Annotated in this window: 26 protein-coding genes; 14 read left to right on the plus strand and 12 right to left on the minus strand. The window is 67.4% G+C overall.

Annotated features, from left to right (window positions below; genetic code table 11):
* The first annotated feature begins 5 nt into the window (after positions 1-5).
* From CVM50_RS02940 to CVM50_RS02960, 5 genes are read left to right on the plus strand one after another with little or no spacing between them, the layout of a single operon-like run.
* Positions 6-1,151, plus strand: a complete 1,146-nt coding sequence (locus tag CVM50_RS02940; protein WP_085886192.1) for a CaiB/BaiF CoA transferase family protein — start codon at positions 6-8, stop codon at positions 1,149-1,151.
* Between the two features lie 23 nt (positions 1,152-1,174).
* Positions 1,175-1,573 (plus strand): YciI family protein, encoded by a 399-nt coding sequence (locus tag CVM50_RS02945; protein ID WP_085886191.1) that lies wholly within the window; start codon positions 1,175-1,177, stop codon positions 1,571-1,573.
* A 23-nt stretch (positions 1,574-1,596) separates the two neighbouring features.
* Positions 1,597-2,676 (plus strand): C4-dicarboxylate TRAP transporter substrate-binding protein, encoded by a 1,080-nt coding sequence (locus CVM50_RS02950; protein ID WP_085886190.1) that lies wholly within the window; start codon positions 1,597-1,599, stop codon positions 2,674-2,676.
* A 14-nt stretch (positions 2,677-2,690) separates the two neighbouring features.
* On the plus strand, positions 2,691-3,317 hold the full coding sequence (locus tag CVM50_RS02955) for a TRAP transporter small permease subunit (RefSeq protein ID WP_085886189.1): 627 nt from the start codon (positions 2,691-2,693) through the stop codon (positions 3,315-3,317).
* Positions 3,314-4,627, plus strand: a complete 1,314-nt coding sequence (locus CVM50_RS02960) for a TRAP transporter large permease (protein WP_085886188.1) — start codon at positions 3,314-3,316, stop codon at positions 4,625-4,627. The genes CVM50_RS02955 and CVM50_RS02960 overlap by 4 nt, the downstream gene beginning before the upstream one ends.
* Positions 4,628-4,881: 254 nt before the next feature.
* On the opposite strand, the gene CVM50_RS02965 is transcribed toward CVM50_RS02960, so the two are convergent.
* Positions 4,882-5,319, minus strand: coding sequence for a hypothetical protein (locus CVM50_RS02965; RefSeq protein WP_143515546.1), 438 nt, complete (start codon positions 5,317-5,319; stop codon positions 4,882-4,884).
* Positions 5,320-5,481: 162 nt separating this feature from the next.
* Positions 5,482-6,408 (minus strand): DMT family transporter, encoded by a 927-nt coding sequence (locus CVM50_RS02970; protein ID WP_085886186.1) that lies wholly within the window; start codon positions 6,406-6,408, stop codon positions 5,482-5,484.
* A 69-nt stretch (positions 6,409-6,477) separates the two neighbouring features.
* On the opposite strand from CVM50_RS02970, the gene CVM50_RS02975 reads away from it, so the two are divergent.
* The gene (locus tag CVM50_RS02975) at positions 6,478-7,389 is read left to right on the plus strand and encodes a LysR family transcriptional regulator (RefSeq protein WP_085886185.1); all 912 of its coding nucleotides are present in this window, start codon (positions 6,478-6,480) and stop codon (positions 7,387-7,389) included.
* A 48-nt stretch (positions 7,390-7,437) separates the two neighbouring features.
* Here CVM50_RS02975 and CVM50_RS02980 read toward each other — a convergent pair whose 3' ends face one another.
* Together CVM50_RS02980 and CVM50_RS02985 are read right to left on the minus strand one after the other, a co-directional pair.
* Positions 7,438-8,136 (minus strand): siderophore-interacting protein, encoded by a 699-nt coding sequence (locus CVM50_RS02980; protein ID WP_232618133.1) that lies wholly within the window; start codon positions 8,134-8,136, stop codon positions 7,438-7,440.
* Positions 8,137-8,185: 49 nt separating this feature from the next.
* Entirely contained in the window at positions 8,186-9,094 is a 909-nt protein-coding gene (locus CVM50_RS02985; RefSeq protein WP_085886183.1) for an ABC transporter substrate-binding protein, read from the minus strand.
* A gap of 98 nt (positions 9,095-9,192) precedes the next feature.
* Here CVM50_RS02985 and CVM50_RS02990 point away from each other — a divergent pair, with 98 nt between their 5' ends.
* Genes CVM50_RS02990 through CVM50_RS03000 form a run of 3 tightly spaced genes read left to right on the plus strand, consistent with a single transcriptional unit; the run spans position 9,193 to position 11,991 of the window.
* On the plus strand, positions 9,193-10,176 hold the full coding sequence (locus CVM50_RS02990) for a FecCD family ABC transporter permease (protein ID WP_085886182.1): 984 nt from the start codon (positions 9,193-9,195) through the stop codon (positions 10,174-10,176).
* Positions 10,173-11,192 (plus strand): FecCD family ABC transporter permease, encoded by a 1,020-nt coding sequence (locus tag CVM50_RS02995; protein WP_085886181.1) that lies wholly within the window; start codon positions 10,173-10,175, stop codon positions 11,190-11,192. The genes CVM50_RS02990 and CVM50_RS02995 overlap by 4 nt, the downstream gene beginning before the upstream one ends.
* Positions 11,185-11,991 carry an ABC transporter ATP-binding protein gene (locus tag CVM50_RS03000; RefSeq protein ID WP_085886180.1) on the plus strand — a complete coding sequence of 269 codons (807 nt, stop codon included), beginning with the start codon at positions 11,185-11,187 and terminating at the stop codon, positions 11,989-11,991. Before CVM50_RS02995 ends, CVM50_RS03000 begins: the two co-directional genes overlap by 8 nt.
* 82 nt (positions 11,992-12,073) lie before the next feature.
* Here the strand turns inward: CVM50_RS03000 and CVM50_RS03005 are convergent, their stop codons facing one another.
* Entirely contained in the window at positions 12,074-12,862 is a 789-nt protein-coding gene (locus CVM50_RS03005; RefSeq protein ID WP_085886179.1) for a GntR family transcriptional regulator, read from the minus strand.
* A 14-nt stretch (positions 12,863-12,876) separates the two neighbouring features.
* Positions 12,877-14,247 (minus strand): aminomethyltransferase family protein, encoded by a 1,371-nt coding sequence (locus tag CVM50_RS03010; protein ID WP_198431836.1) that lies wholly within the window; start codon positions 14,245-14,247, stop codon positions 12,877-12,879.
* Between the two features lie 176 nt (positions 14,248-14,423).
* Between CVM50_RS03010 and CVM50_RS03015 the strand changes: the two genes are divergently transcribed.
* The gene (locus CVM50_RS03015) at positions 14,424-15,407 is read left to right on the plus strand and encodes a TRAP transporter substrate-binding protein (protein ID WP_085886178.1); all 984 of its coding nucleotides are present in this window, start codon (positions 14,424-14,426) and stop codon (positions 15,405-15,407) included.
* Between the two features lie 100 nt (positions 15,408-15,507).
* Here the strand turns inward: CVM50_RS03015 and CVM50_RS03020 are convergent, their stop codons facing one another.
* The 6 genes from CVM50_RS03020 to CVM50_RS03045 form a co-directional block, all read right to left on the minus strand.
* The gene (locus tag CVM50_RS03020) at positions 15,508-16,482 is read right to left on the minus strand and encodes an MYG1 family protein (RefSeq protein ID WP_085886177.1); all 975 of its coding nucleotides are present in this window, start codon (positions 16,480-16,482) and stop codon (positions 15,508-15,510) included.
* A 584-nt stretch (positions 16,483-17,066) separates the two neighbouring features.
* Positions 17,067-17,945, minus strand: a complete 879-nt coding sequence (locus CVM50_RS03025) for a helix-turn-helix transcriptional regulator (protein ID WP_085886176.1) — start codon at positions 17,943-17,945, stop codon at positions 17,067-17,069.
* A 159-nt stretch (positions 17,946-18,104) separates the two neighbouring features.
* Positions 18,105-18,830: a hypothetical protein gene (locus CVM50_RS03030; protein WP_085886175.1), complete on the minus strand. Its 726-nt coding sequence runs from the start codon at positions 18,828-18,830 to the stop codon at positions 18,105-18,107.
* Between the two features lie 102 nt (positions 18,831-18,932).
* A complete protein-coding gene (locus CVM50_RS21675) occupies positions 18,933-20,171 on the minus strand; it encodes a CsgG/HfaB family protein (RefSeq protein ID WP_100148421.1) in 1,239 nt (412 codons plus the stop codon).
* The gene (locus CVM50_RS03040) at positions 20,165-20,653 is read right to left on the minus strand and encodes a hypothetical protein (protein WP_085886173.1); all 489 of its coding nucleotides are present in this window, start codon (positions 20,651-20,653) and stop codon (positions 20,165-20,167) included. The genes CVM50_RS21675 and CVM50_RS03040 overlap by 7 nt, the downstream gene beginning before the upstream one ends.
* Positions 20,654-20,707: 54 nt before the next feature.
* Entirely contained in the window at positions 20,708-21,151 is a 444-nt protein-coding gene (locus tag CVM50_RS03045) for a hypothetical protein (RefSeq protein WP_157792119.1), read from the minus strand.
* A gap of 967 nt (positions 21,152-22,118) precedes the next feature.
* On the opposite strand from CVM50_RS03045, the gene CVM50_RS03050 reads away from it, so the two are divergent.
* The 4 genes from CVM50_RS03050 to modA all read left to right on the plus strand — a co-directional run bounded on the left by CVM50_RS03050 (position 22,119) and on the right by modA (position 25,698).
* Positions 22,119-23,429 carry an NAD(P)/FAD-dependent oxidoreductase gene (locus CVM50_RS03050; protein ID WP_085886171.1) on the plus strand — a complete coding sequence of 437 codons (1,311 nt, stop codon included), beginning with the start codon at positions 22,119-22,121 and terminating at the stop codon, positions 23,427-23,429.
* A 55-nt stretch (positions 23,430-23,484) separates the two neighbouring features.
* A complete protein-coding gene (gene speB / locus CVM50_RS03055; RefSeq protein ID WP_085886622.1) occupies positions 23,485-24,426 on the plus strand; it encodes an agmatinase in 942 nt (313 codons plus the stop codon).
* A 66-nt stretch (positions 24,427-24,492) separates the two neighbouring features.
* Positions 24,493-24,876 carry a winged helix-turn-helix domain-containing protein gene (locus CVM50_RS03060; protein ID WP_085886621.1) on the plus strand — a complete coding sequence of 128 codons (384 nt, stop codon included), beginning with the start codon at positions 24,493-24,495 and terminating at the stop codon, positions 24,874-24,876.
* 57 nt (positions 24,877-24,933) lie between these two features.
* Positions 24,934-25,698 (plus strand): molybdate ABC transporter substrate-binding protein, encoded by a 765-nt coding sequence (gene modA / locus CVM50_RS03065; RefSeq protein WP_085886170.1) that lies wholly within the window; start codon positions 24,934-24,936, stop codon positions 25,696-25,698.

A 25,698-nucleotide genomic window follows, 5' to 3' on the forward strand; every position in this document is an offset into this window, starting at 1 on the left:
AGACCATGGTCAAGATCCTGAAAGGCGTCCGGGTTGTCGAACTTGGGACATATATCACCGGCCCGGCGTGCGGCATGCACCTTGCGGACCTCGGCGCGGATGTCATCAAGGTCGAACGGCCCGGATCCGGTGACCCCTTCCGCGCCTTCAAGGGTGGGCTCTATTCCCCGCACTACCAGACCTACAACCGCAACAAGCGGTCGATCGCGCTGGATACGAAGGACAAGGAGGACCTGGCCGTCTTCCATGGCCTGATCGAGACCGCGGACATCTTCATCCAGAATTTCCGGCCCGGGGTGGCCGAGAGGCTCGGCGCCGGTGAGGCGGAGCTACGGGAGGTGAACCCGAAGCTGGTCTACTGCGCCATTTCCGGGCTTGGCCCGTCAGGCCCGGCGCGGGACCGTCCGGTCTTCGATTCCGTGGCCCAGGCGGCCAGCGGCTACCTGCGTCTGCTGACGCCGCCGGAGAACCCGCGGGTCATCGGTCCGGCCATCGCCGATGCGGTGACGGGGCAATACGCCGCCATGGCCTGCATCGCCGCGCTCTTCGAACGCGAACGCAGCGGGCAGGGGCATCGCATCGACATCTCCATGCTGGAGGCGATGTGCCACTTCAACCTCGACAGTTTCACCCACTACTATTCGGTGGACGAGGTGATGGGCCCGCTGTCGCGGCCAACCGTCTCCCAAAGCTACACCTTCGAGTGCGCCGACGGGAAATGGATCGCCTTCCACCTCTCCAGCCCGGAGAAGTTCTGGACGGGTCTGCTGGAGGCGACGGGTCAACAGCATCTCGACCAGGACCCGCGCTTCAACGAGAGGCTGCAGCGGATCGAGCATCAGGATGAGCTGATTGCCCATTTCACCCCGGTCTTCGCCAGCGCGGACCGCGACACCTGGTGCGACCGTCTGCGCGAGGCGGAGGTGCCCTATTCCCCGGCCTACGACAGCTCCGAGGCGCTGGAGGATCCGCAGGCGCGGCACCTGGGCATCAAGGTCAGCGCGCCAAGCGCGGAGATCGGCACCTTCACCACGGTGCGCGCGCCCTACAACTTCGATGGCCAGGCGGAGACCGATGTGCTGGCGCCGCCGCAACTGGACGAACATGGCCCGGAACTGAGGGCCGAGGTTGCCGGGCGCAGGCCGGGCTGAGATCGGCAGAGAGGGGAGGAAAGATGACGGAACCACTGACGTCCGTACCGGCCGCGGAGGTGAAGGAGGCCAGCAAGGCCATGCTGCAAAAGCAGCTCTACGCGATCTTCACCACGCCCGTGGCGGGCATTGGCCCGGTCCTGGAGCACCTCGAAGAGCATCTTGCGTTCCAGGTGCAGCTTGAAAGGGACGGCATCCTCTATGCCGCCGGCCCCATGTGGACCGACGCGGAGGACGCCTGGGAAGGCGAGGGGCTGGTCGTGATCCGGGCCGCGTCCCGGTCGGCCGCGATCCGGATCGCGCAAGGCGATCCGATGCACAAGGCAGGCGCCCGCGAGTTCCGCGTGCGTCCGTGGATGATCAACGAAGGCAGCGTGACCCTCCGGCTCGACATGTCGAGCCAGAGCTTCGCGATCGTCTGAGTGTTTCTTTGGGAGGAGAAAAAATGAAACTTATGCTTGGCACAGCCCTTGTGGGCGCGTTCGCAATGTCCGGTGCGGCTGCCGCACAGGAGACGATCAGCCTGACGGTGGCCTCCAGCCACCCGACGGTCATTCCCTGGGTGGGGATGATCCAGACCCATTTCATGGCCCGCACGGATGAAATCCTCGCCGAGGCGGGAGAGTACGAGATCAACTGGAACGAGGCCTTCGGCGGGCAACTCTACAAGGCGAATGCCACGCTGGATTCGGTCGAACAGGGCATCACCGACATTGGCTGGGTCTTCTCCATGTTGGAGCCCGCCAAGCTGCCGATGAGCCAGGCCTCGTCCTACGCCCCCTTCACCACGGCGGATGCGGCTCTTCAGCTTGAGGTGATGGAAGAACTGTTCGAGACGAACGAGGCGTTCCGCGAGGAATGGGAGCAGTATAACCTCAAGGTTCTGGGGTTCACCGGCACCGACAGCTACGACGTCTACACCTCTGAGCCGATTTCGGGCTTTGCCGACCTGGACGGGATGAAGTTGTCCGCGCCGGGCGTTCTGGGCAACTGGCTGCGCGGGACGGGCGCCAATGCCGTCGATGGCTCGCTGACCAGCTTCTACACCGATATCCAGACCGGCGTGTCCGACGGTGTCCTGTCGCTGGCCCTGGGTGTGCTGCCGGCCAAGATCTACGAAGTGGCCCCGCATGTGACCAAGGTTGACATGGGCGTGGCCTTCTCCGGGGCCATCGCGATCAACCGCGACAGCTGGGACATGCTGCCCGAGCCGGTGCAGGAGGCGATGGTCGAGGCCGGTGCCTATTACACCGAGGCGCACGGGCGGGACCTGAACGAACGCCACGCGGCGGCGCTTGAAAAGATGGTGGAGGCCGGGGCCGACCAGGGGGCGCCGGTGGAGATCACGCCGATGAGCGAGGCGGATCGCGAGGCCTGGGTGAACGCCATGCCCAACATCGCGAAGGAATGGGCCGACGGGCTGGAGGAGCGCGGCATGCCTGCGCGCGCCTTCATGAAGGCCTATATCGACGGTGTCCGGGCGCGAGGCGGTGAGCCGGTGCGTGCCTGGGACGATGAGCTCTGAGCCCGGGTCCTGACGTGACGGACAAGGACCCCAGGACAAGCGGTGCCGGGACCCGGCACCGCCCCGTCGCCGCCGATGCGCGGCCCGGTTCTCGGGCCAATACCCGGGCCAGTTCCTGGGCCAGTGGCTGGGCCCGGGCCTGGGGCGCTGTGGTGAATGCGCTGGCCGCGTTCGGCACCGCGCTCATCGCCGGGCTGATGCTGTTGATCTGCGCGGATATCGTCGCGCGGAACGGCATGGGGGCGTCGCTGCCTCTCGTGTCGGAGCTGGGAGCGCTCCTGCTCGTGATGATCGTCTGCCTGCAGTTCGGCGCCACGATCCGCGCCGACCGGCTGGCGCGGGCGGGCCTGTTCCTCGATCCGCTGCGGCAACGCCGACCAAGGATCAGTGCCGCGCTGGAGGCGGTGTTCAGCCTGGTGGGGGCGGTGATGATCGGCCTGATGGCCTGGGCGACCTTCGGCGTTCTGACGACGGACTGGGAGCGCCGCGAGTTCATCGGGACGCCCGGCCTCGGCACCCTGCCGACCTGGCCCTTCCGTCTTTTCATCCTGCTGGGCCTCACGGTGGCGGCCGTCGAGTTCGCGGTCCGCTCCGTCCGCTCCCTGCGTTCTGCCGCCGGTTTCTCCGAGGTGACACGATGACCCCCCTAGAAATCGGATACTACGCCGTCGGCGGCCTGCTGGTGCTGATCTATCTCGGCATGCCTATCGGGATCGGGATGCTGGGCGTCTCCTTCCTCGGTGTCTCGCTGATCCGCAACGATGCCGTGGCCTTGCGCATGCTGGGCGCCGCCGGCAACGACAGCCTGCGCGAATACCTCTATGCCGTCGTGCCACTGTTCGTGCTGATGGGCCTGCTGGTGACCGTTTCCAACGTCGGCAAGGACACCTTCGACGTCTTTCAGAGGTTGTTGCGCCGGGTGATGGCGGGGCTGGGGATCGCGACGGTCTTTGCCAATGCGGTGTTCGCGTCGATCACCGGGATCTCCATCGCCTCCGCTACCGTCTTCAGCCGGGTGGCGGTGCCGGAAATGACGCGGCACGGCTACTCGAAGCGCTTCGCCACGGGGGTCGTCGCAGGCTCCTCCGTGCTGGGGATGATGATCCCGCCCTCCCTGCTGATGATCGTCTACGCCGTCCTGGCCGAGGAATCGGTCGGCCGCATGTTCCTGGCAGGCATCGGGCCGGGCCTGCTGCTGGCGCTGGTCTTCTCGCTGACCATCCTGCTGCTGGCCTCCCGTCGCAAGGCCCTAGTCTACGAGACCCCCGACGACGAGGTCGCGTTCGAGGACTTCTCCGCCCTCGACCTGCTGCGCAAGGCCGTGCCGATCCTGGCGCTGATGCTAGTGGTCCTGGGCGGCCTTTATGGTGGTTTCCTGAACCCGACGGAGGCCGGGGCGGCCGGGGCCGCCGGGGCGCTGGTGATCGCGCTGCTGCGCCGCGCGCTGCCCGTGCGGACACTGTGGAAGCTGATGGTCGAGACCGGGCAGATCACCGTTTCGGTGCTGTTCCTCATCCTCGCCGCGACCTTCTTCAGTCGCATGCTTGCCCTGTCGGGGGTGCCTCGCGAACTTGCCGCGCTCTTCCTCGACAGTTCCATAGGGCCCTACGGTTTCCTGCTGGTCTACCTGGTGCTGATCGTGCTGCTGGGCTGCCTGATCGACTCGATCTCCATCATGCTGATCGTGCTGCCGATCGCCCTGCCGGTGGCCGAAGCGGCGGGGTTCGACCTGATCTGGTTCGGCGTGCTGACCGTCGTTGCCGTCGAGATGGGACTGCTGACGCCGCCCTTCGGCCTGTCGGTCTACACCATCAAGTCCGCCATCGACGATCCCGACCTTTCGGTGGGCGACATCTTTCGCGGTGCCTTTCCCTTCGTCCTGGCGATGGTGGTGGCTCTGGCGATCCTCATTGCCTTCCCGTCGATCTCGACCTGGTTGGCCCGGCTCTGACACGAAGGACATTCCATAGCTCATATCCTGCTGATCCCCCGCAGCCTGTACGCGGCTGCATCCTCCCGGGGGCGCGGGCCGCACTACACGGCAAGATCGCCGACGGGACGCTGGTTGATGACGGGATCCTGGACTTCGCCGGAGAGGTCCCCGACGGGGTCGTGTCGTCCTGTTGCCTCCGCACCGGCGGCTGAGGCCACGGGCGCCCAGACGGCTCACCCCGGCAGAAACGGGTGTCAGCGCCTTGAGCCTCGTCAGTCGGCCAGGTCAGACAGGTTGGCGTCAAGCAGCGGCTGCTGCTCCGGCAGGGGGATGGCCTCTTCGAGGATGTCGCAGAGAACCTCGAAGACCGCCGCAGCCTGTCCGTCCGAGGTGGTCTGCCAGATGCGTTCCGACCCGGCCATGGCCACATCCAGAAGATCGCCTCGTGCGGCTTCGAGGTCTTCGTCAGGCAGCTCCAGCGCGATCCGGATCCCCCCGTCGCCCTGCACCGGAAGCGTCTTGTCGTTACGGTGGAGCTCGAAGTTGGCCAGGAATTCCTGCTGCACCCCGGTCGACAGGGTGCGCTTCACGATCTCCAGGATCGGGCGCAATACCGCCCTTGTCTGCGCGCCGGCCTGTACGGCATCCAGCGCCTCCAGCATGTCTGATTGCCCACCAAGGCTCTTCGGGACGGTCAGTTCGAGTTTCACTCCGCAGCGGGCCCTTCCATTAATGTTGTCACCTAAGCAGCTATAGTGTCGGTCGCAAATGGCAAGCCGTGTCTGAGGGAAAGGGCTTCGAAGAAGGGGGAGAATTGCGCGAAGGGGTCCCTCTTGCGGATGCCGGGCAGGGCTGCGGAGCGATGGTTGCCCTCAATCGACGCCCCTGGCGCTGCTCATGAGGATCGCGCTGGCCGCGATCATGCCGATCCCGAGCGCTTCCCGGGATGTGGGCACCTCTCCGAAGAGGAGGGCGCCCCAGAAGGCTGCGAAGCCCAGGTAGGCGGTATCGAAGACTCCCACGACGGGTGTAGGGGCCAGGCGATAGGCCGCGGCAACGACCGTGGCGATGACCGCCATGAGGGCCCCGAGGAGAAGCACGAGGCGCCATTGTGCAGGGGTCAGTCGGGGCCAGACGGAGAGAACGAAGCTGTCGTCGCTGGAGGGGCCTATGACCGACAGCAGGCACAGTCCGGCGGCCGCCACGCCGACGAGACAGAGGTTGAGCGTGAAGGCCATCGCGCCCGGGCTTTCCGCCTGGCAACGGCTCCAGGTGATGATCCCGGCCAGCGCGTAGAAGCCGCCGGCGGCGAGCGGAAGCAACACGACGGGCGTGAAGGTGTCGGGCGCCGGGGACACAGCCAGCGCCACGCCGGCGAGCGACAGCGCTACGGCGGCCCATCCACGGCCACCGATCTTCATCCCCAAGAGGCAGCGCCCCAACAGGGCCATCCAGGCGGGCGATGTGTAGTAGCAGGCAGCGGCGAGCGCAAAGGACATGGCCGGCAGGGCGGCGTAGTAGCACAGCCACATCGCGGCCAGGCAGAGGCTGCGCGCCCAGACCCAGCCGCCCCGGGCCAGATGCAGGCCGCGGACGCCCTGGGCGATCCGGAGCCATGTCGCAAGCAGGGATGCGGCGACCACGGAGCGCAGCAGGACAAGCTGCGCCAGGCCGAAGCCATCGCCGCTCCGCTTCACCAGCGCGTCCGAGGCCGACAGCAGAGCCACGCCCGTGAGGATCGCCAGGATGCCGCGCGCGCGTCCGCCGCGTGGGCTGAGGTGTCCGATTGTCCATGCCATGTCTGGTGAAAACCATGGACTGGACGGCTGATAAAATGACAAATGATCGAAGACACATGAGGATATGGAATGGATCGCCGCCCGCTGCCGCCCCTGTCGCGCCTGCCTGCCTTCGAAGCGGCGGCCCGGCATGAGAGTTTCACCGCCGCCGCCGGGGAGCTTGGCCTGAGCCAGACCGCGGTGACCAAGCAGATCGCTGCCCTTGAGGCCGATCTCGGGGTGCGGCTTTTCGAACGGCGCAACCGGGCGGTGTTCCTGACCGAAGCGGGACGCGCCTTCGGCCGCGTCATCGGCGCGGCCCTGGCCGACATATCCGCCGAGACGGTCCGCCTGCGGGGCGGAGAGGCTGCGGGCGGACTGGTTCTGCACTGTCAGCTTTGCGAGGCCTTCTACTGGCTGATGCCGCGCCTGTCGCGCTTCCACGAGCGGCACCCGGGGGTGGAGGTCCGGGTCGTCAGCGCGCTCAGCCCCCTCACGGAGGCACCGGAGCCCTTCGACGTGGCGATGCAGACCACCGGGCGGCCGTCGGGGTCGGCCCGCCTGGTGTTCACCGCCTCGGACGAGGTCTTTCCCGTGGCCGCCCCGGGGTTGCTGTCGCCTGCTTCGCTGCCTCTCTCGGTCGAGGCGATGGCGCGGCAGCCGCTGCTGTCGCACCAGGTTCTGCCGCAGGACTGGATGGATTGGCCGGATTGGTTCGCAGCCGTCGGACAGGCCCTGCCGCGGGGCGCGCGGATCACCGGTTTCGACAGCTTTCCGCTGGTCCTTCAGGCGGCGGTCGCGGGGCAGGGTGTCGCGCTTGGGTGGCGCAACACCGTGAGCGGGCTCGTCAGCGAAGGAAAGCTCGTGAAGGTCTGCGCGGAATCCGTTTTCCGGCCCGCCGAGATTTCGGTGTTTCGCGGCACCCGACGCGGCAATCACGCGGAGACGGACGCCCTGCTGACATGGCTCCGGGAGGAACTGACCGGGTCCGAATCCGGGTGATCCCCCGCCGGCTTGGGGGCCGGTCAGCTGGACCGTCCTCGCGGCCTGTCAGCCCCCCAGCCTGCTGGCAGGCCCATCCCCGAACCAGTCCGCCCGGCGCTTTGCCTGGTCGACGTCTTCGGTCGTGAGGCCGGTTTTCCAGTAGCCCGAAGTGATGACCTGAGAGCGGGGCAAGGCGAGGACATCCAGCAGCAGCCGGCGGTAGCGGCGCATCTGTGTCGCTTCGCAGGCGGCGAAGACGCGCGTGCCGGGAAGGGTTGCATGCTGCAGCAAGTGCTGCTCGACGTCCTCCGGAGACGGCAGGTGGTGGATGCGGGCGCGGCCCTGGGGGGGCGGGTCGGGTGCGGCGTCAGGGCAGACCGTCAGGATCAGGGAGACCTGGCGCGTCGGGTGGGCCTGTTCGATCAGGGCCGCCATCACCGGCAGGCCGGACAGGTCCGCGATCAGGATGGTCGGCTCCGGGTTGGGGGCAGCCAGGCAGATCTTGGGCGGACCGCCGTGGCGCCAGCCAATGCAGGCGCCCGGGCGAACCTGCCGCAGCCAGCGGGCGGCGGGGCCGTCGCCCGCATGCACCACGAAATCCACGTCGAAGCGGCCATCCGCATGCCAGCGCCGGTAGGTGTAGGCGCGTGGCTGCGGCGGAGCGGAGGCGTCGCGCCCCGGAAAGCGCAGGCGACAGTGGCCGCCATGGGGGCGCTCCGCGGGCAGGGCCGCGCGATCCCGCGGCGCGAAGGTCACGCGTTGCATGCTCGGGCCGAGCGGTTGGACCCGCTCGACCTGCACGTCCCGGAAAGGGTCACTCGACGCCATAGATGCGCGCGATGTCTTCAAGCATCAGCCGGGCCGCCAGAATGCCGCCGGCGGTGTTCCAGATGGCGTCGCTGACCGCGTGGACGCGGCCGGACTGAACCGCCGAGAGGGACTGCCACAGCGGATCCTCCAGCACCTCGTTTGCCAGGGCATCGCCTTCCCCGTCGCCATTGTCGTAGGTGAAGTGGAAGATGCGGTCGCCGTCCATGTCGGGAATGCTCTCCTTGCCCGTGCGAATGGCGAAGGCGTCGACCTTCTGGTTTTCGGGGCGGTCGAAGCCGATGTCCTGCAGCAGTACGCCGGAGAAGCTGTCGAGCTGGTAGATGCGGATCTGTCCGGGCAGGAAGCGGATGACCGAGACCTTCTCGTTCAGGGCCTCTCCCAGATCGTCGCGCAGCGCCTGCACCCGGGCCTCGTAGTCCGCGATCGCAGCCTTGCCTTCCTCTTCGCGGCCAAGGGCCTCTGCATAGAGGTTGAAGTTGACCTGCCAGTCACCGCGCAACTCCTTCGACACCACCGTGGGCGCGATGGCGGAAAGCTGCGGGTAGATCTCCTCGTGGCGTTGTGCATTGCCGAGGATGAGATCGGGTTGCAGGGCCGCGACCAGTTCCAGGTTCACGGCGCTTTCGGTGCCCACCGGGGTGGCCTCGCCCATCTGGTCGGTGATGTGGTCCCACCAGGGATCGCCGTTCCAGGAATTCGCAGCCCCCACAGGCACGACGCCAAGCGCCAGCAACGCCTCCGTGCCTTCGTTGGTCAGGACGACAACGCGCTGCGGCGCCTCGGGCACCTCGGTCGTGCCAAGCGCATGTTCGACCTCGCGGGCCTGAAGGGGAGCTGCGGCCAGGAACGCCGCCAGGGGAAGCGCGGCGGCAAGGTGCCGTAAGAGTTTCATCGGGACGTTCCTATGTTTATTGATTCAGTCGGGTTTCCTGAAATTGATTGACTAAATCACTCGGAAATGTCAATCGCGCCGGGAAAGGCGCCCCTGACATGCAGAAATCCATCCTGGTCCTGACGCTGGCCCTGGCTTTGGCCACCATCGCGAGCCTTCATCTCGGGTTGAATGTCTACGGTCCGGCGAGGGTTCTGGACGCCCTGCGCGGGGGCGAGGGGACGGATGCGATCATCATCACCAGCCTGCGCATTCCCCGCACCCTGGTGGCCATATGCGCCGGGGCATCGCTGGGCCTGTCGGGCTTCCTGATCCAGGCCTCGACCCGCAATCCGCTGGCGGAGCCGGGTCTTTTGGGCATCAACGCAGGGGCGGCCTTCAGCGTCGTGCTGGGGGTCACGCTCTGGGGCAGTCAGAGCCTTGCCGCGACCGGCGGGCTGGCTCTGGCCGGCGGGCTGGTGACCACCGCGATCGTCTTCGGGATCGTCAGCGCCGCGGGCCGAACGGCGGGGCCGGGCACGACCCTGCTGGCCGGTGTGACCCTGGCCGCCATGCTGGGGTCGCTGACCCAGGTCCTGCTTTTGTTGGATGAAACCGCGCTGGAAACGCTGCTGTTCTGGCTGTCGGGCGGCTTCGCCGACCGTGCCCTCTCCGTTCTGGCGCTCGGGCTGCCGACGCTTGGGGTCGGGCTGATCGGGGCGCTGGCCATGGCGCCGTCGCTTGATGCATTGCGGCTGGACGATGACAGCGCGGGGGCGCTCGGCGTGCGGGTGACGGGCATCCGGATGGGGGCGCTGGCCCTTGGCGCCCTGCTGGCGGCAGGTGCGGTCGCCATGGCGGGGCCGGTCGTCTTCATGGGGCTCGTGGCGCCGCACCTGGCCCGCCGCATGGTGCCGCAGACCGGCAGCGCCGGTCAGATCGTCGTGACGGTGCTGACCGGGGCCGTCATTGCCGTCCTGGCCGATATCGGGGCCCGGCTCGTGGTCCTGCCGGGGGAGGCGCCGATCGGCGCCGTGCTGGCGCTGATCGGGGTGCCGATCCTGATCGGTCTGCTGCGCCGCAAGGGGGAGGCTGCCCTATGATCCGCATCGCCCCGCCGGCGCGCCTGCTGCTGCTGGTCCTCTGCCTGGCCCTTCTTGCCGTCGTGGCCACGGGCGTCGGATCCAGCGCCATGCCGCTGCATCGCGTGGCGGCCGCGCTGATCGGGCAGGGGGAGAAGATGGACGAGGTGATCGTCTGGACCCTGCGCCTGCCGCGGGTGGCTCTGGCGTTGCTGGCGGGGATGGCACTGGCCCTGTCCGGGGCATTGCTGCAACGGATCACCCGCAATCCCGTCGCCGCGCCCTCGATCCTCGGGATCATCGACGGGGCGGCCCTGGGGGTGGTCACCTTCCTCTGGGTCTTCTCGGACAGGGCGAATGCGCTGACGGTCTCGATCCACTGGCAACCGCTGGCGGCGGCGCTCGGGGCCTTCGGATTCTCGGTGCTCGTGGCGGTTCTTGCGCTGCTGGACCCGCAGGGCCGCAGCCCCTTGCGCGTTATCCTCTATGGCATCGCGCTGGCGGCGCTGGCCAAGGCGGGTGTCACGCTGATGATGATCCTCGGGCCCGTCTACCGCGCCGGTCAGGCGCTGACCTGGCTGACCGGGTCCATCGGCGCCGCCCATTGGAGCGACGTGGCCACGGTTGCGGCAGGCCTCGGCGCGGCGGCGCTGGTGCTGCTGTGCCTCGGGCCGGTGATCCGTCAGCTGGTCCTCGATCCGGATAGCGCGTCGGTCACCGGTGTGCCGGTCGGGCGCATGCAACTGACGGTTCTCGGTCTGGCCGTCGCGCTGACGGCGCTGGCCGTGTCGCAGGTCGGCGCGGTCGGTTTCGTCGGCCTGATCGCGCCGCATATCGCGCGTTTCGTGCATGGCCAGTTCTCCCCCGGCTTCCTGACCGCCACCGCGCTGATCGGTGGCATCCTGACGCTCGGGGCCGACACGCTGGCCCGCACCATCGCCGCGCCCGTCGAATTGCCGGCCGGGGCGCTGACGGCGCTGATCGGCGCGCCCCTCTTCCTGTGGCTTCTTCTGAAGGAAAGGCGATCCCATGGCTGACGCCCTTGCCCGTTTGCGCGATGTCACCGCCCGCTATGACGGGGTGACCGCGCTGGATCTTGTCGATCTCGATATCCCGGCGGGTCGGATCACGGCCTTCTGCGGCCCCAATGGCAGCGGCAAGTCCACCGCGCTGCGCGTGATGCGGCGCCTGCACGCCCCCGCGCAAGGCGTCGTAGAGGTGGCTGGACGCGCCTTGCAGGACTGGTCCCCCAAGGGTCTGGCCCAGGTCGTCGCCATGCTCAGCCAGTCGCCCGATGCGCCGCCGGAACTGACCGTGCAGGACCTGGTCCGGCTGGGGCGCTTCGCGCACCGGCGCGGGTTCCGGGGGCAGACCGCCGAAGATCGCAAGGCCTGCCAGCGCGCCCTGGCCGCGACCGAGCTTGCCGAGCTGGCCACGCGTCCCATCGGCCAGCTGTCGGGAGGACAGCGGCAACGCGCCTGGATCGCCATGACCATCGCCCAGGATACCCCGCATATCTTCCTCGACGAGCCGACGAACCATCTCGACGTGTCCCATGCGTTCGAGGTGCTGGAACTGGTGCGCCAGCTCAACCGCGCCGAGGGGCGCAGCATTGTCCTGGTGCTGCATGACCTGAACATGGCGATGCGCTATGCCGATCATGTCGTGCTGTTCCAGGAGGGGCGCGTGGTGGCAACCGGGGCAACCCGGGAGGTGCTGAGCGAGGCGCGGATCCAGGAGGTCTTTCGCATCGGCTGCAAGCTGATCGAGGTCGAGGGGCAGGAGCGGCCGGCAGTGCTGCCGTTGCCGCAGACTCCGCTGCACTCCGTCGGCTGACACTGGCGCCGGGAGGCCGCAGAGAGCAGGAGGCCGGGCGCGGGCGCCCCTTCTCCCCTGTCGTGGCTGCGAACGGCCTCTTTCAGTCGCCCGCGGTCTCTTCGGGGCTGCTCGGCCCGATCGGCAGCCCGGGGCCTGCTTCGCGGTGCCAGGGGCCCCGGGTCAGGCCCAGGCTGACCTTGACCATTTCGCCGTGCTCGCGGAACAGCCCCTCGGCACGGGCGCCATCCCGATCACGGATGGCGGCGACGATGTAGTGATGCTGCAGGTGGGCGTGATGCAGGTGCAGCCGCCGTTCCGCCGGGTCCATGCGGTGAAAGCGGATGGCGGAAGGGGCCCCGAAGGGCACACGGTCGAGGACCGCGCGGACCTCGCCGAAGAGGGACCCGCCGGCGGCCTTGGCTATCGCCTCGTGGAAGGCCGCGTTCATCTGCGAATAGCGGGCCTCGTCCACCGGGCCGGTTTCGCCGGGGGCGAAGAGCGCGTCGCCCTCGGCCAGGCAGGCGTCCAGGGTGGCCGCCGTCTCGGGCGTCAGCCCGATGCGGGCGACGGACCGCGCCGCCAGCCCTTCGACGGCGGAGCGGATTTCCAGGGCCACGGCCACGTCGCTGGCCTCGTAGCGGCGCACGACGTAGCCGCGCCCGCCGGCCCGCCGCATAACGCCTTCCTCCACCAGCACCGCAAGGGCGTGGCGCACGGGGGTGCGCGATACGCCCAGGCGCTTGGCCAGCGCCGCCTCGGAGTGCTTGCAGTCCGGGTCGAGCTGTCCGGTGACGATCATGTCCCGCAGCGTGTCGGCGACCTGCTGCTGGCGCGTGCCGGTCGCGACCTCGCCGGTCTCGGGGCTGGACGTCTCGGAGGGCTGGCTCATGCGGCGGGGGCTCCTCAGACCTGCTGACGGTAATGCGTGCGGGACGCTTCGTGGATGGGCCAGGCGTGGACGGTCGCGCGGACCTTGACCTGGCGGTGCGCCTCGACGTTGGGCTTGTCGGTGCCGCCGTCCGGCTCGCCCCAGATCACCGTCACCTCGGTGCCGACCTCGGCCACCTCCGGGTCGAGGATCGCCAGCGAAATCCAGGCGCGTTCGTTGGACGAGAAGACCGGGCTGATCGAGACACCCACGTCACCGCCGTCGGACAGCACGCGGTCATAGGGATGCGTCGCATAGTGCGCCGAGGGCATCTCCATGTATTTCGCGGGCAGGCCGCCGTCGTCCATCATGCCGCCGAATACCTCCAGCACGTCCTCGCGGTTCCAGACCAGGGTCACCTTGCGGCGGTGCGGGCCGTCCTTCATCCGCTCCAGCGCGGCGCGGCCCAGGAAGTCGTGGTCGAACTTCACCACCCGGCCATAGTCCAGGTCCCATGGGGTCAGGTAGTAGTCCGTCACGTCATCCGAGTCGAGGCTGCCGCCGATGGTGCTGACCCCCTCGAAGCTTTGCTCGTCCAGCCATTCGCGGTAGGGGCGCATCGCCGCGCCGTCGTAGATCGCGGGCAGGGGGGAGGGCACCCAGCCCGACTCTGCCGCCGCCGAGGAATAGGCCCGCGCGCCCACCTGGCGCAGGCCATGGGCCTCGCCCGTCTTCAGCAGCGCGGCCTTGACCCGTTGGCCGTCCTCGAAGGGCCCCCAAAGCTCCAGCCCCTCGGCGCCGCCCATGCCGTGGCTCAGGGTGCGCGCGGTGCAGCCGTCGATGGTGATCTCGCCCATGTTGAAGAACTTGGTGGTCAGCGGGCCGCCCTCGTTCACCGCGTTCAGGATCGCCAGGGCGTTCGGCCCCTGCACCTCGTAGCGGTAGGTCTTGCGCGGCTTGTCTGGGGCGTCGAGGGAGCGCTGATCGCGCTCGACGGTGACGTCGTAGCCGCCCGTTTCGGCGTGGTACTGGATCCAGTTCGGCAGCACCGGGCGGCCGACGATATTCACCTCGTCGTCTTCCAGCCCGAAGCAGATGGCGTCGCCGATGACATAGCCGTCCTCGTTCAGGCAGACGATCTGCTTGGCCTTGTTCTTGCCGAACTTGGCGAAGCTGTTGACGCAGAGATCGCTCAGCAGGCGGATCGTGTCGGGGCCGCGGACGTAGAGATCGGTCATGTGGAACGACTGGTCCATCAGGGCCGCGCTGTTGCGCCAGGCCTGCTGTTCCTCGATCCAGTTGGTGAACTGCGGCGGGATCGGAAATTCGTACCGTCCGGTCTGCAGGTTCCGCATCATTCGGGCGGGGTTGGGATACCGTCCGATCTTTTCGTCCAGCGATGCCATCGTCTTTTCTCCTCCTTTGGCGTCCACTGCCGTCATTGACAGCTGATTTGGGACTCTAATAGAACTTAAGGACGGAGGAGATGAGGTTTCAAGTCAAATTTGGGATCCCAAATTGACAAGGCGCCTCGGGACGCCCGCGCAGGCGGCGCGTCGGATCATACCCAAGGGAGGACTGCATGAGACATTTCACGAACCTGGTGGCGTCGGGCGCCATCCTCGCGGCCAGCACCGTTGCGCTGGCGGCGGAAACCCTGAACCTGGCGCATTTCGTGCCGCCGCAGCACGTGGTGACGCGCTCGACCATCGAGCCGCTTCAGGCCGGGGTGGCGGAGGCCGCGCCGGACCTGACGATCCAGGTCTACCCGGGCGGGGAGCTGGGCTCCGGCCCGCTGGAGCAATACGTGCGCGTGGTCCAGGGCACCGCCGACATCGCCTGGGGCCTGCCGGGTTATACCTCGACGCAGTTCGCCCGCACCATGATCGCGGAGCTGCCCGGCGCCATTCCCCAGGGCATGACCGGCTATGACGCGCTTTGGAATGCCTACGAGGCCGGGTTGCTGCAGGATGAGTTTCCCCGCACCGTGCCGCTGGCGCTGTATCTCTCCGAACGCAACATCTTCATCATGAAGGACCACGAGGTGCGGACGCCCGAGGACGTGGCGGGGCTGAAGCTGCGCGTGTCCGGTTCGGCCGCGGCCTCGGTGGTAAAGGCCCTTGGTGCGGTGCCGGTGCAGATGCCGGCGGGGGAGATCTACAACGCGCTGCAGACCGGGCTGGTCGACGGCGTGGTAACCGGCGCCTCTGCTGTCGGCGACTTCAAGCTGGACGAGGTGGCCAACAGCTACACCTACGGGCCGAACCTGGGGCATATCACCTTCTACCTGGTGATGAACGAGGCGCGCTACGAGGGGCTGTCGGAAGCGCACCGCGCGGCCATCGACGGCATCGCCGGGCGCCGGCTGTCGCAATTCGCCGAGGAGGGATGGCTGGAAAGCGCGAATGCGGTGACCGAGCAGATCAAGGCGGCCGGCGACAATACGGTGATCGAACTGTCGGAGCAGGAGGCCGCCGCCTTCAACACGTTGACGGAGCCGGTGACGCAGCAGATCGTCGGCGACCTCGGGGCCAAGGACGTTCTGTCGGCGATGCGCGGCGAGTGATTTCCCCCGTTTCGGCATCGCGATGACAGGTGCCGGTCCGCAGCTCACGAGGATCATCAGGGCGCCCGGTATGGCGCCCTGTCTTAAGGTCTGCCGTGCCTCAGCCCTGCACGTCAGGGGGGCAGGGCTCAGCGGTGTCGGGCGCGGGGGCAAGGCGGCGCGCCTCCTCGACGGCCAGGGCGGCCATCTGCAGGATGGCCTCTCGGCTGGTGGCGGCGGCGATGAACAGGGCCTTGTGACAGAAGGTGGCGCCGGGCACACCGCTGACCGCTTCCAGCTCGGCGCCCGAAAGGCCACCCCAGGCGGCCGGCAGGTCTGCCCGCTGTTCAAAGCCTTCGTCGTACTTGCGGATGCCGCCCAGGGTCCAGTCGCCCCCCGGACGCGGGGTCACCACGAACAACAGGTGATCGGCGCCGGCCTCGATGACGGCGGGGCGGAAGGGCATGCCCATGGGCAGTTCCAGGATCGGGCTGTCCCCGGCGGCACGCACCGCCTCCGCCGCCAGCAGCTCGGCGCGGCGCTTGGCGGCGCTGCGGGCCACGCGGGCCTCGACGAACTGCCGCGCGATCTCGACCGCGGCATGGAAGCCGCGGGTTTCGGCCTCGGGGTCTGTGTCGTCGAACACCGGCTTCAGCGTTTCGATCAGCCCGGGCAGGGTCAGCGACGACAGCGGCCCGGCCTCGGACACGCTGACGGTGCCGTTGTCGACCTGGTCGACCGGCAGCACGAACCCGCGGTCGAAGCTGCCGTGGATCTTCTCCAGGTCCGCCTCGGGGATGTCGAAGCTTTTCAGGTAGTCCATGCCGAAGTGTTTCCAGATCAGCCCGAAGGAACTGTAGGGGGTTTCGTCCTCGCGCAGCGGGCTTTCCCGCTGGTGGTGGTCGAAGATCCGCGCCTCGGGGTCGTAGGTGCCGCCGACATCGTAGATCACGCGGTCCGCAGCCGGGGTGATCTCCTCCCGTGCGCGGGTGCGCAGGACGCGGGCCTCGGGGTAGAGGCGCGTGAGGATGACGGTCGACAGGACTTCGTCGGCATGGAAGCCCCCGGAATGGGTGACGAGGGTGGTGATGGTCATGGGGCGCGTCCTGCTGTCTGTCTTGGCTGCGCCCCCAATGGCAGGAGCGGCGCCGTTTTCCCAGCGGGAAGTTGCGAATTCCGGCGCGGGCGATTGCACCGGCGGGCAGGTTCGGATCGCCCAAGTGACGGGTGATTTGCAGCAGAGTCTGCCGATGCCGCGACAGTTCGGCCCCGGAGGCAGGGGGCGTGCTGCCCGGACGGGACCGATCCAAGCGGAATTCTCCAACTGGCGGGAGGAGCCGTCGGCGCATTTCGCCGCCTGTCCCTTCGATAGGGTCAGCACGACGGAAGGGCGCGGTCAGCGTGTCCTCCTGCCGGAACTGCATCGCTCCGGATCGCACCTGGGTGGCGCTGGACAGCGTTGAGGAGAACGTGGCGGCCGGGGGAGCGCCGGTGACCCTGACCTGTGGGAGCCGAACGGCGGGGCGAACCGCCCCACGGTCAAAGGGTCACGTGCAGATGCCGCTGCGGGGGAGGGGATCGGCTGGCCCTTCTCGAAAAGCGTCCGGGCAGGCTGTTGCGCCGCCTGACGTCCTCCCGTCAGGCGCGCTGCCCGTGCGCCGCTTCTCGTGGCGGGTGGGATCAGCCCTCCGCGGCGCGGGCCGTGGCCTCGGGGCAGTCTGTCTTGCCGGAGGGGCCAAAACTGCCGCGCAGCCACAGGGCCATCAGCTCGGATCGGCTGCGGACGCTGTATTTGCGGAAGATCCGCTTTACATGGCCGTGGGTCGTGTGGCGGCTCTGGTTGACGACCTCGGCGATGGCCTTCTCGCTCAGCCCATCCAGCAGCCCGCGCAGGACCATGCGCTCGGCCTCCGTCAGAGGGGACTGAACCACGCCGATCCCCTCGTTCAGCATCTGCTGGCGATAGAACCAGCGCAGGCCGCGCAGGCAGAAGCGCAGGATGGAGCGTTCCGCTTCGCCGAAGGCTGGGCGCTCGGGGCCGCGATGCAGGCCCAGATGCACCTCGGCGCGGTCACAGACGGGAATGCTGATCCACAGCGACGAGGCACGACCGATGTCGGTGTAGTACTCGCGGAAACCGCGGCCTTCGAACCAGGTGGCCTCGACCATTTCGTCCAGGGATTCGATGCGGAACTGGCCGGCGCGCTGCGCCGCGGTGATCGCCGTCTGATCCGGTTCACCCCGTTCCATTTCGCGAATGGCCTGGCGGATCCGGTCGCTTGCCACCGGGTCATCCGGGCAATTCTGCACGAGGCGCGGTCGCCAGCCCAGCATCGGGTCCCCCTCGGGAGCCTCATCCAGCTTCATGAAGCCGATCCACTCGGCATTCGTGGCCCCCACCAGGTCGCTGAGCACCTGAAGCAGGTGGTTGCGGGCGATATGTCCACGACTGGCCTCGAAATCGGCCAGTTCATCCCAGAGCGTGAAGACACGTTCCTTCCAGGTGTCACCTCCGTGGCTTGGATCGTGAATGGGGTGTGTCAGACTGTCTTGTAGCATGGCCTCCCCTCCTTGCTCTGGAGTACAAATTTAACAAGTCGTTTCATCTAAAACAGCACGAAAGCGTGTGGGTTGCTGCACGCGTAGGGGGAGAAGTGTTTTTTGGGTGGGGTCCGCCGGTTGTCCGGCGTACCCCTTTGGTTTTCGCTGATGCGATGATCAGTTGGTCGGATCGCCGAAGACGGCGCCGGTGATGGCGGCGGTCACGGTGCTGGTGTTGATCGCGCCAGCTGCGGTGGTGCCGACTTCGCCGATCGAGCCGTTGCCGGAGAAGTTGATCGTCGCGGTACCGGTGATTTCGCCGGTGTTGGCGGCGATCTGCTCGACGCTCACACCGGTGCCGGCTGCCATGGCGTAGTTGGCCGCGGAGTCGGTGGAGCTGGTGGCGGCCGAGGAGCTGGTGTTGATGGAGCCAGCCGTTTCGGTCAGGTCCACGGTGCCGTTGTTGACAGCGCCCAGAGCGGTTGCCGAAACGTCACCAAGTGCAACGGTGGTCGCGCCGACCTCACCCGAGAAGGCACCTTCGGTGATGATCGAGTTATCTTCCATCCAGTCGATGGCCAGAGCACCTTCGGTTGCGTTGCTTGCGACGCCGTCAGTGGCGCTGGTGGCGAAGCTTGCGCTACCAGCGGCATCCAGGATGTCGTTGGTGGTGGTGCTGAAATCGCCAGCCAGCGCACCGCCGGCGGAGCCGTCAACGGTGATGTCGATGGAGCCGTCGATGGCTGCGTCGTTGCCAGCGATCGAGCTGATCAGAGCCGACACTTCTTCGTCGGTGTCTGCAATCAGGGTGTTGATGCTGGGGATCACCTGGGCGGAGCCCATGGTCGGCAGCATGGCGGTGGCGCCGAAGACGGCGGCTACAGCAAGTTTCTTGTGAAGCATAATTGTCTTCCTCCAGAGTTGTTGGCCCTGCCACCTGAGGGCCTGAAATCAATTTCGGTGGCTTCCCCCGTCCCGTACCAGGCGTGGAAATCTGTCTGTCGATCAGGCGTCTGAGAGCGTGGCGCTGTCGGCCGGCGTGGTGCCGAGCGCCTCTTCCGCGTTCTCCGTGGGCTTCAGTTTGCGATCGGCGGCCCCGTCAACGGGGGCTGTGCTGTGGACAACGGCCCGGGCGGGCAGTGCCTCGATGTCTGTGGGGGCCTCGGGCCGGCGGGCGGGCGCCGGATGCGGCGCGCGGGCCTCCTCGGTGGTCTCCCCGGCGGGCGCCGGGTCTGCCTGGGGCAGGGGCGCTGCAACGGCGGTCGTCTCGGGCGCTGCCTCGGCGGTTGGGACCTCCGCAGGCGCGGCGTCGGCCGCATCCTCCGCGGCGGCGCGTTCGGCATCGGCGGCGGCCTCTGCTTCTGCTGCGGCGGCATCGGCGGCGGCCTGGGCCGCCTCCATTTCCGCGTCGCGGGCATCCTGCAGCATGGCCAGCTGTTCGCCCGACGTCTTGGTGCCGCTCACGGCGCCCACGTCCTCGGCGATCAGGGCGCTGCATTCCTCGTATTTCTCCGGCGGCATCAGCTGCGTCAGCAGTTCGTAGGTTGCCAGGTACAGCATCTGTCGCAGCGCCATGTTCAGCGCCTCGCGGCGCTGCACGCCCGCGTCCATGTTGACCAGGGTGGTGCCGAAGAAGCGGTGCGTGAAGGCGCCCGTCTCATCCGAGAAGATCTGCTTCTGCAGGGGGATGTTGGCGACGACCTGGCCGTTGGCGGCATTGGTCACCGCCAGGTCCATGCCGACCAGAATCCGGTTCTGCCGATACTGCGGCCCGACCCCGCGCACGCCCAGCGACATGCCGCCCCCAGGAATGAAATCCAGGGTGTTGACGCTGCCGCTGATGAACAGGTTCACCGGCATCTGCCCCTTGATGTCGCGCAGACCCCAGCGGGCCTCGGTCTGGGGGATGCCCATGGAACGGCGGTTAACGATCGTCACACCGGACTTGAACAGGGCCGATTGCACGATGTCGGCCGCGCCTTGGCTGACGTATTTCCCGGCACCGCCGTCGTTGTAGCTTTCGCGCCCGGTCAGATCGGGGATCGGCCCGACGCTGAAGGCCAGCTTGTTGGAAATCCGGTTGTCCAGGCAATGCAGGGCCTGGTCGATCGGTGTAACGACATCCTCGATCGGGGGGCCTTCAAGCAGGTCCAGGTTCTTGCTGGGCGGGGTACAGGCGGCCAGGGCCACCAGGGCCGCCGCGCCCGCGAGTTTCGAGAAGGGCAGGGCGGTCACCGTCAGCACCCCGATGCACCACCAACGGAGGAATTCCCGCTGGAGATGTCGAAACCGCTGGAGCTTCCGACGTTAATGCTGCCGTTCTGGCAGCCCTGGGAGGAGGACGAGTTGTTGATATCGACGGAGTTGTTGCTGCCGTCAACATTTACCTCTGTCGTGGAATTGTTCACCGATCCCACCGTGTAGGATTCGTTTCCGGAATTCTCCCCTGTCCGATAATCAATATCGGCGCTGCTACCGTCGCCGACGTAGACGTCGCCGACGGAGCGATCATAGACCGTAGTGTTATTGTAGATGTCCGCACCGAAAGTCTCGTAATAGCCGGACTCGGCACGCTTGATCAGGTCCGCCTGGCTGGTGTTCGCCAGGTTGCTGTTGGGCGAAGAGAAATTGTAGGAGCCAGTCCACGAGGATCCGGGGCTGGACTGCGCCAGAGCGATCTGCGGAATGCTCAGCAGCGCGAGGGAAATGGCGTAGGAGAGACGCATGGAAAACTCCGGAATTGAAAGGTCACTCGTTGAACTGCGCGTCAGTTGGGCGGATCAATCCGTGCCGGATGTCTCGTCGCCGTCCGTGGCGCCCGTGCCACCGTTGCCGGCGGAAGACGACTGATCCCCGGCGGAGGCGCTGGCGGAGGCGCCGCCCGGGCCTGCACTTGCGGTGCTGGTTTCACCGGTCCCGGTGTCGGACGCGCTGGCCTGGGAACCACCAGCGTTGGCGCTGGCATTGCTTTGCTGCGTGTCGCCGGGACCCTGGGGGTCGGGATCTTGCGGATCAGGGTCCTGCGGGTCCGGGTCTTGCGGGCCAGGGCCTTTCGGGTCATCTTCGGTGCCTTCGATCCGCACTGCGCTGGCCCCTGCCACCTCGCAGGTGTCGCCCGCGATGAGGGGCTCCGCCAGGATCGGAGTCCCGGATTTGGTATAGATCACGGCTTGCGCGCGTTCGTCGCAAGACATGCCTTTGGGTGCGCAGGCAGCCAGGGACAACCCGGCTCCCACCAGAAACAGGACTCTCATAAATTCCCCCAATTCAATAGTAGACAGGCCGCCTTCCGACGCGCCGCCGATTGGTCAGAGCTCCGTTCGGCAGATCGTGGAGCCTCACGCCATCTGCGGAATTCATACGCTTGCACGCTGAATTCCAACAACACCCCTAATAAGGGGTATTTGCATTTTTCGGCTGTGTGTTATTTGCGCTCTATTCGCCTTCAGGGTGAGTGGTGTGCCGTTAATTGCACCGGGGTCGGGCGCCCGAGAGGCCCCGGGTGAGAAAGGTTGTCGTATTACGGTTCAGTACGTTTGAATACAGGTATACAGAGATTTCTATGGAAAGCGTCGACGGAAATGACCAGACTTCCGATTTGAAAGCTACGCAGGAATTTCGCGTCTAAGTTGTGATAGCTTGAGCGCCCTGTAAGTCGGAGAGAAATCAACGAACGCGGCGCGGGTTGAAAGAATGAATCATCGAAAAGATGAGTGGTCTTGTCGGGAATAATCTGCCTGCCTCGTTTAATGGATCCTGGGTTATACTGCCTAGTCATCTTGGTGCTCGGCTCCCGCCTCTCCCGGCTGTGGCAGGGAATAGGGGCGGGGGACAAGAACAGGCGCCTTCGCCCATGGAAGGCGGCGCGGCGTGTCGGCGGGTGGTTCCCGCGGGGCCGGGACACTGCGATGGACCTGCCTCCGAGGGAGAGGGCCCCGGCGATGCCTGCGCGACGGGCAGCAGGCCCCGTGTGTTCAGATCGAAGACGGCGCAGCGGGTCATTTTCACTTTTCAGGCCATTGCGGGCCGCCCCGGCACGGCCCGCGTCCGCCCAGAGGGACGGCCCCGTCAGCGAGGTGACCCGCCGTCAACACAGTCGGCGCACAAAGCGATTTCAACTCTCCGTACCACCGCCTAAGCTCCGCGCGGATTTGCCGGTACGACCCGGCGCCGATGGGAAAGGGGCACGTGATGGACATCCTGACGATCAATGACCGGCCGGGGCAGTATCCCGCCAGCTGGTATGCCGCCACGGCCGAGGCGCCGGGCCCCTTCCCTCCGGCGGAGGGGGAGATCCGCGCCGAGGTCTGTGTCGTCGGCGGTGGCTTCTCCGGTCTCTCGGCGGCGCTGCACCTGGCCCGCCAAGGCCTTTCGGTGGTCCTGATAGAGGCCAACCGCCTGGGCGGCGGCGCCTCGGGACGCAATGGCGGACAGGTCGGCACTGGCCAGCGCGTCGAGCAGCCGGAACTGGAAAACCTGGTGGGGGAGGACCGGGCGCGCGGGCTCTGGCAGCTTGGCCTCGACTCCGTTGATCTGGTGCGCGACCTGATCGCCGAAAGCGGCGAGGACTGCCAGCTGGCCCCCGGTATCCTGCATGCCGACCACCGCGCCCGCTATACCCCCCATACGCGCGCTTTCGTCGATCATCTGCGCGACCGCTACGATTACGACAAGATCCGCTTTCTCGACCGTGAGGCGGTGCAGGGGCAGGTCGGCTCGCCCGGCTATGTCTCGGGCGCGCTGGACATGGGGGGCTTCCACGTCCACCCGCTGCGCTATGCCTTCGCCCTGGCGCGACTGGCGCAGGCGGCGGGCGTCACCCTGTACGAAGGGTCACGCATGACCGGGCTGACCCCCGGCACGGGCGGTCGGCCCGCCCGCGTCACGACCGACCACGCCACGATCACCGCCGATCACGTGATCCTCGGCCTCAACGGCTATCACAACAACATCGCCGCGCCGCTGGCCCAGCGGGTCATGCCGATCAACAACTTCATCGCCGTCACCGAACCCCTGGGGGAGGCGGCCGCGAAGGCGCTGATCGCCAACAACCACGCGGTGGCCGACAGCCGTTTCGTCATCAACTACTTCCGCCTGTCGCCTGATCGCCGCATGGTCTTCGGCGGGGGCGAAAGCTATGGCTACCGCTTCCCCGCCGACATCGCCGCCAAGGTGCGTGGCCCGATGTTGCAGGTCTTTCCGCAACTGAAGGAGGCGCGCATCGACTACGCCTGGGGCGGCACCCTGGGCATCACCATGTCGCGCCTGCCGCATTTCGACCGGCTGGGCCAGAACGTCCTGTCGGTGGCGGGCTTTTCGGGGCATGGGGTGGCGATGGCGACGCTTGCGGGCCGCATGGCGGCGCAGGCCGTGGCGGGGCAGGCGGGGCAGTTCGACCTGATGGCGGGTCTGCCCACGGCACCCTTCCCGGGTGGCAAACGCCTGCGCTCGCCACTCTTGGCGCTGGCGATGTTGTGGTACGCGATGCGCGACCGGCTGTGACCGCTTGCACCCCCTGTGCGCCCGCGAAAGGGTGGGCGGTAAAGGGAGTGCGATGATGACCGACTACAACCAGCCGCTTGGCGGCAACGAGATGCCCCGCTTCGGCGGCCCGGCCACGATGATGCGCCTGCCCGCGGCGGACACGGCGGCGGGGCTGGATGCAGCCTTTGTCGGCATCCCGATGGACATCGGGACCTCCAACCGGCCCGGCACCCGCCTGGGCCCGCGCCAGATCCGCGACGAAAGCCGGATGCTGCGCCCCTACAACATGGCCACCGGTGCCGCCCCGTTCGAGCGGATGCAGGTGGCTGACCTCGGCGATGTGCCGATCAACACCTTCGATCTGAAGAAGTCGGTCAAGATCATCGCCAGCCATTACGCCGATATCCTGTCGCACGGCTGCACGCCCTTGACGCTGGGGGGCGATCACACCCTGACTTGGCCGATCCTGCGCGCCACGCGCGATCGCCACGGCCCCGTCGCCCTGATCCACGTCGATGCCCATGCCGACATCAATGACGAGATGTTCGGCGAGAAGGTCGCCCATGGCTGCCCCTTCCGCCGCGCCTGGGAGGAGGGCTGCCTGCAGGACGACAAGGTGTTCCAGATCGGGCTGCGCGGCACCGGCTATGCGCCGGAAGACTTCAATTGGGGCCGCGACCGCGGCTGGCGCGTGGTGCAGGCGGAGGCGTGCTGGTGGAAATCCCTCACGCCGCTTATGGCGGAGGTGCGCGAGGTCATCGGCGACACGCCCTGCTACCTCTCCTTCGACATCGACAGCCTGGACCCGGCCTTTGCCCCCGGCACGGGGACGGTGGAGCCCGGCGGGCTGACCACCTGGCAGGCGCTGGAGATCGTGCGCGGCTGCGCCGGTCTGACCCTTGTGGGCGCTGATCTGGTCGAGGTCTCGCCGCCCTATGATCCGTCCGGCAATACCGCCCTGATCGGGGCCAACCTGCTCTATGAAATGCTCTGCGTTCTGCCTGACAAGGCGTGACCGCCGGGGCGGATCGCCCCGCCAGTTCGGCTTGCGGTGGTCCCCGCGCCGGTGCATCTTCGCCCCATGGCAGAGCCTTCCGACACCCCCGACAGCGCCCCGCGCCTTCGCATTCGCCTGTCTTACGGCGATGGTCAGGTGATGGGTCCCGGCAAGGCCGAGCTGATGGAGGGCATCGCCCGCACCGGCTCCATCTCCGCTGCGGGGCGCGCCATGGGGATGAGCTACAAGCGCGCCTGGCAGCTGGTCGATACGATGAATTCCATGTTTGCAAACCCGCTGGTGTCTTCTTCCCGGGGCGGAGCGAAGGGCGGCGGCGCACATCTGACGGAGGCGGGCGAGGAGGTTCTGGCCGCCTATCGCGCGCTGGAAGAGGCCAGTCGCACCGCTGGCGCCCCGGCGCTGGCGCGGCTCGCTGCCCTGAGATCCGATATGTCTGACGGAAAATAACGCTTGGCGCTTTGGGCGATTTCGTTATGTTTGCCGAAATATAACGTGGATGTCCCCATGAAGTCCTTTCGCCCCTTCCTTTTCTCCATTGCTTTCAGCACTCTGGCCTTTCCCGTCGCGGCGCAGGAGGTGACGCTTTTCGCTGCCGCCTCGCTGAAAACCGCCATGGACCAGCTCGAACCGGCCTTCGAGAGGGCCACCGGCGCCGACCTGCGCGTCTCCCTCGCCGGCTCCTCGGCGCTGGCCCGGCAGATCCAGCAGGGGGCGCCGGCGGATGTCTTCATCTCCGCCAACCCCGGCTGGATGGACCAGCTCGAAGCGGACGGGCTGATCACGCCCGAGACACGCAGAGACCTTCTGGCCAACGAAATCGTGCTTGTGGCCCATGGCGCTGACGCCGCGCCGGTGACGCTGAACGCAGACCTCGATCTGCCCGCGATGCTGGGCGATGCGCCGCTGGCCATGGCGCTGGTCGATGCGGTGCCGGCCGGCATCTACGGCCGCACCGCCCTGCAATCTCTGGGCCTGTGGGACAGCGTGGCCCCCCATGTGGCCCAGGCCGATAACGTGCGCGCGGCGCTCGCCCTCGTGGCCCTGGGGGAGGCGCCCCTGGGCGTTGTCTATGCCACCGATGCGGCCGCCGAACCGGATGTGACGGTGATCGGCACCTTCCCCGAGGACAGCCACGACCCGATCCTCTATCCCCTTGCCGCCCTTGCAGACAGCACCAATCCGCTGACGGCGGATCTGCTGAATTTCCTCTCCGGTCCCGAGGCCCGCGCGATCTTCGAAGGGCAGGGGTTCACCTGGGCGTCCGACTGA

This window comes from Pseudooceanicola marinus, from assembly GCF_002786295.1.
In the GTDB taxonomy this organism is placed as follows: Bacteria; Pseudomonadota; Alphaproteobacteria; order Rhodobacterales; family Rhodobacteraceae; genus Pseudooceanicola; species Pseudooceanicola marinus.

Coding starts and splice junctions, on each gene's coding strand:
- CVM50_RS02940 (WP_085886192.1), top strand. CDS start 6: ATGGTCAAGATCCTGAAAGGCGTCCGGGTTGTCGAACTTGGGACATAT.
- CVM50_RS02945 (WP_085886191.1), top strand. CDS start 1,175: ATGACGGAACCACTGACGTCCGTACCGGCCGCGGAGGTGAAGGAGGCC.
- CVM50_RS02950 (WP_085886190.1), top strand. CDS start 1,597: ATGAAACTTATGCTTGGCACAGCCCTTGTGGGCGCGTTCGCAATGTCC.
- CVM50_RS02960 (WP_085886188.1), top strand. CDS start 3,314: ATGACCCCCCTAGAAATCGGATACTACGCCGTCGGCGGCCTGCTGGTG.
- CVM50_RS02970 (WP_085886186.1), bottom strand. CDS start 6,408: ATGGCATGGACAATCGGACACCTCAGCCCACGCGGCGGACGCGCGCGC.
- CVM50_RS02975 (WP_085886185.1), top strand. CDS start 6,478: ATGGATCGCCGCCCGCTGCCGCCCCTGTCGCGCCTGCCTGCCTTCGAA.
- CVM50_RS02980 (WP_232618133.1), bottom strand. CDS start 8,136: ATGCAACGCGTGACCTTCGCGCCGCGGGATCGCGCGGCCCTGCCCGCG.
- CVM50_RS02985 (WP_085886183.1), bottom strand. CDS start 9,094: ATGAAACTCTTACGGCACCTTGCCGCCGCGCTTCCCCTGGCGGCGTTC.
- CVM50_RS02990 (WP_085886182.1), top strand. CDS start 9,193: ATGCAGAAATCCATCCTGGTCCTGACGCTGGCCCTGGCTTTGGCCACC.
- CVM50_RS02995 (WP_085886181.1), top strand. CDS start 10,173: ATGATCCGCATCGCCCCGCCGGCGCGCCTGCTGCTGCTGGTCCTCTGC.
- CVM50_RS03000 (WP_085886180.1), top strand. CDS start 11,185: ATGGCTGACGCCCTTGCCCGTTTGCGCGATGTCACCGCCCGCTATGAC.
- CVM50_RS03005 (WP_085886179.1), bottom strand. CDS start 12,862: ATGAGCCAGCCCTCCGAGACGTCCAGCCCCGAGACCGGCGAGGTCGCG.
- CVM50_RS03010 (WP_198431836.1), bottom strand. CDS start 14,247: ATGGCATCGCTGGACGAAAAGATCGGACGGTATCCCAACCCCGCCCGA.
- CVM50_RS03015 (WP_085886178.1), top strand. CDS start 14,424: ATGAGACATTTCACGAACCTGGTGGCGTCGGGCGCCATCCTCGCGGCC.
- CVM50_RS03020 (WP_085886177.1), bottom strand. CDS start 16,482: ATGACCATCACCACCCTCGTCACCCATTCCGGGGGCTTCCATGCCGAC.
- CVM50_RS03025 (WP_085886176.1), bottom strand. CDS start 17,945: ATGCTACAAGACAGTCTGACACACCCCATTCACGATCCAAGCCACGGA.
- CVM50_RS03030 (WP_085886175.1), bottom strand. CDS start 18,830: ATGCTTCACAAGAAACTTGCTGTAGCCGCCGTCTTCGGCGCCACCGCC.
- CVM50_RS03040 (WP_085886173.1), bottom strand. CDS start 20,653: ATGCGTCTCTCCTACGCCATTTCCCTCGCGCTGCTGAGCATTCCGCAG.
- CVM50_RS03050 (WP_085886171.1), top strand. CDS start 22,119: ATGGACATCCTGACGATCAATGACCGGCCGGGGCAGTATCCCGCCAGC.
- speB (WP_085886622.1), top strand. CDS start 23,485: ATGACCGACTACAACCAGCCGCTTGGCGGCAACGAGATGCCCCGCTTC.
- CVM50_RS03060 (WP_085886621.1), top strand. CDS start 24,493: ATGGCAGAGCCTTCCGACACCCCCGACAGCGCCCCGCGCCTTCGCATT.
- modA (WP_085886170.1), top strand. CDS start 24,934: ATGAAGTCCTTTCGCCCCTTCCTTTTCTCCATTGCTTTCAGCACTCTG.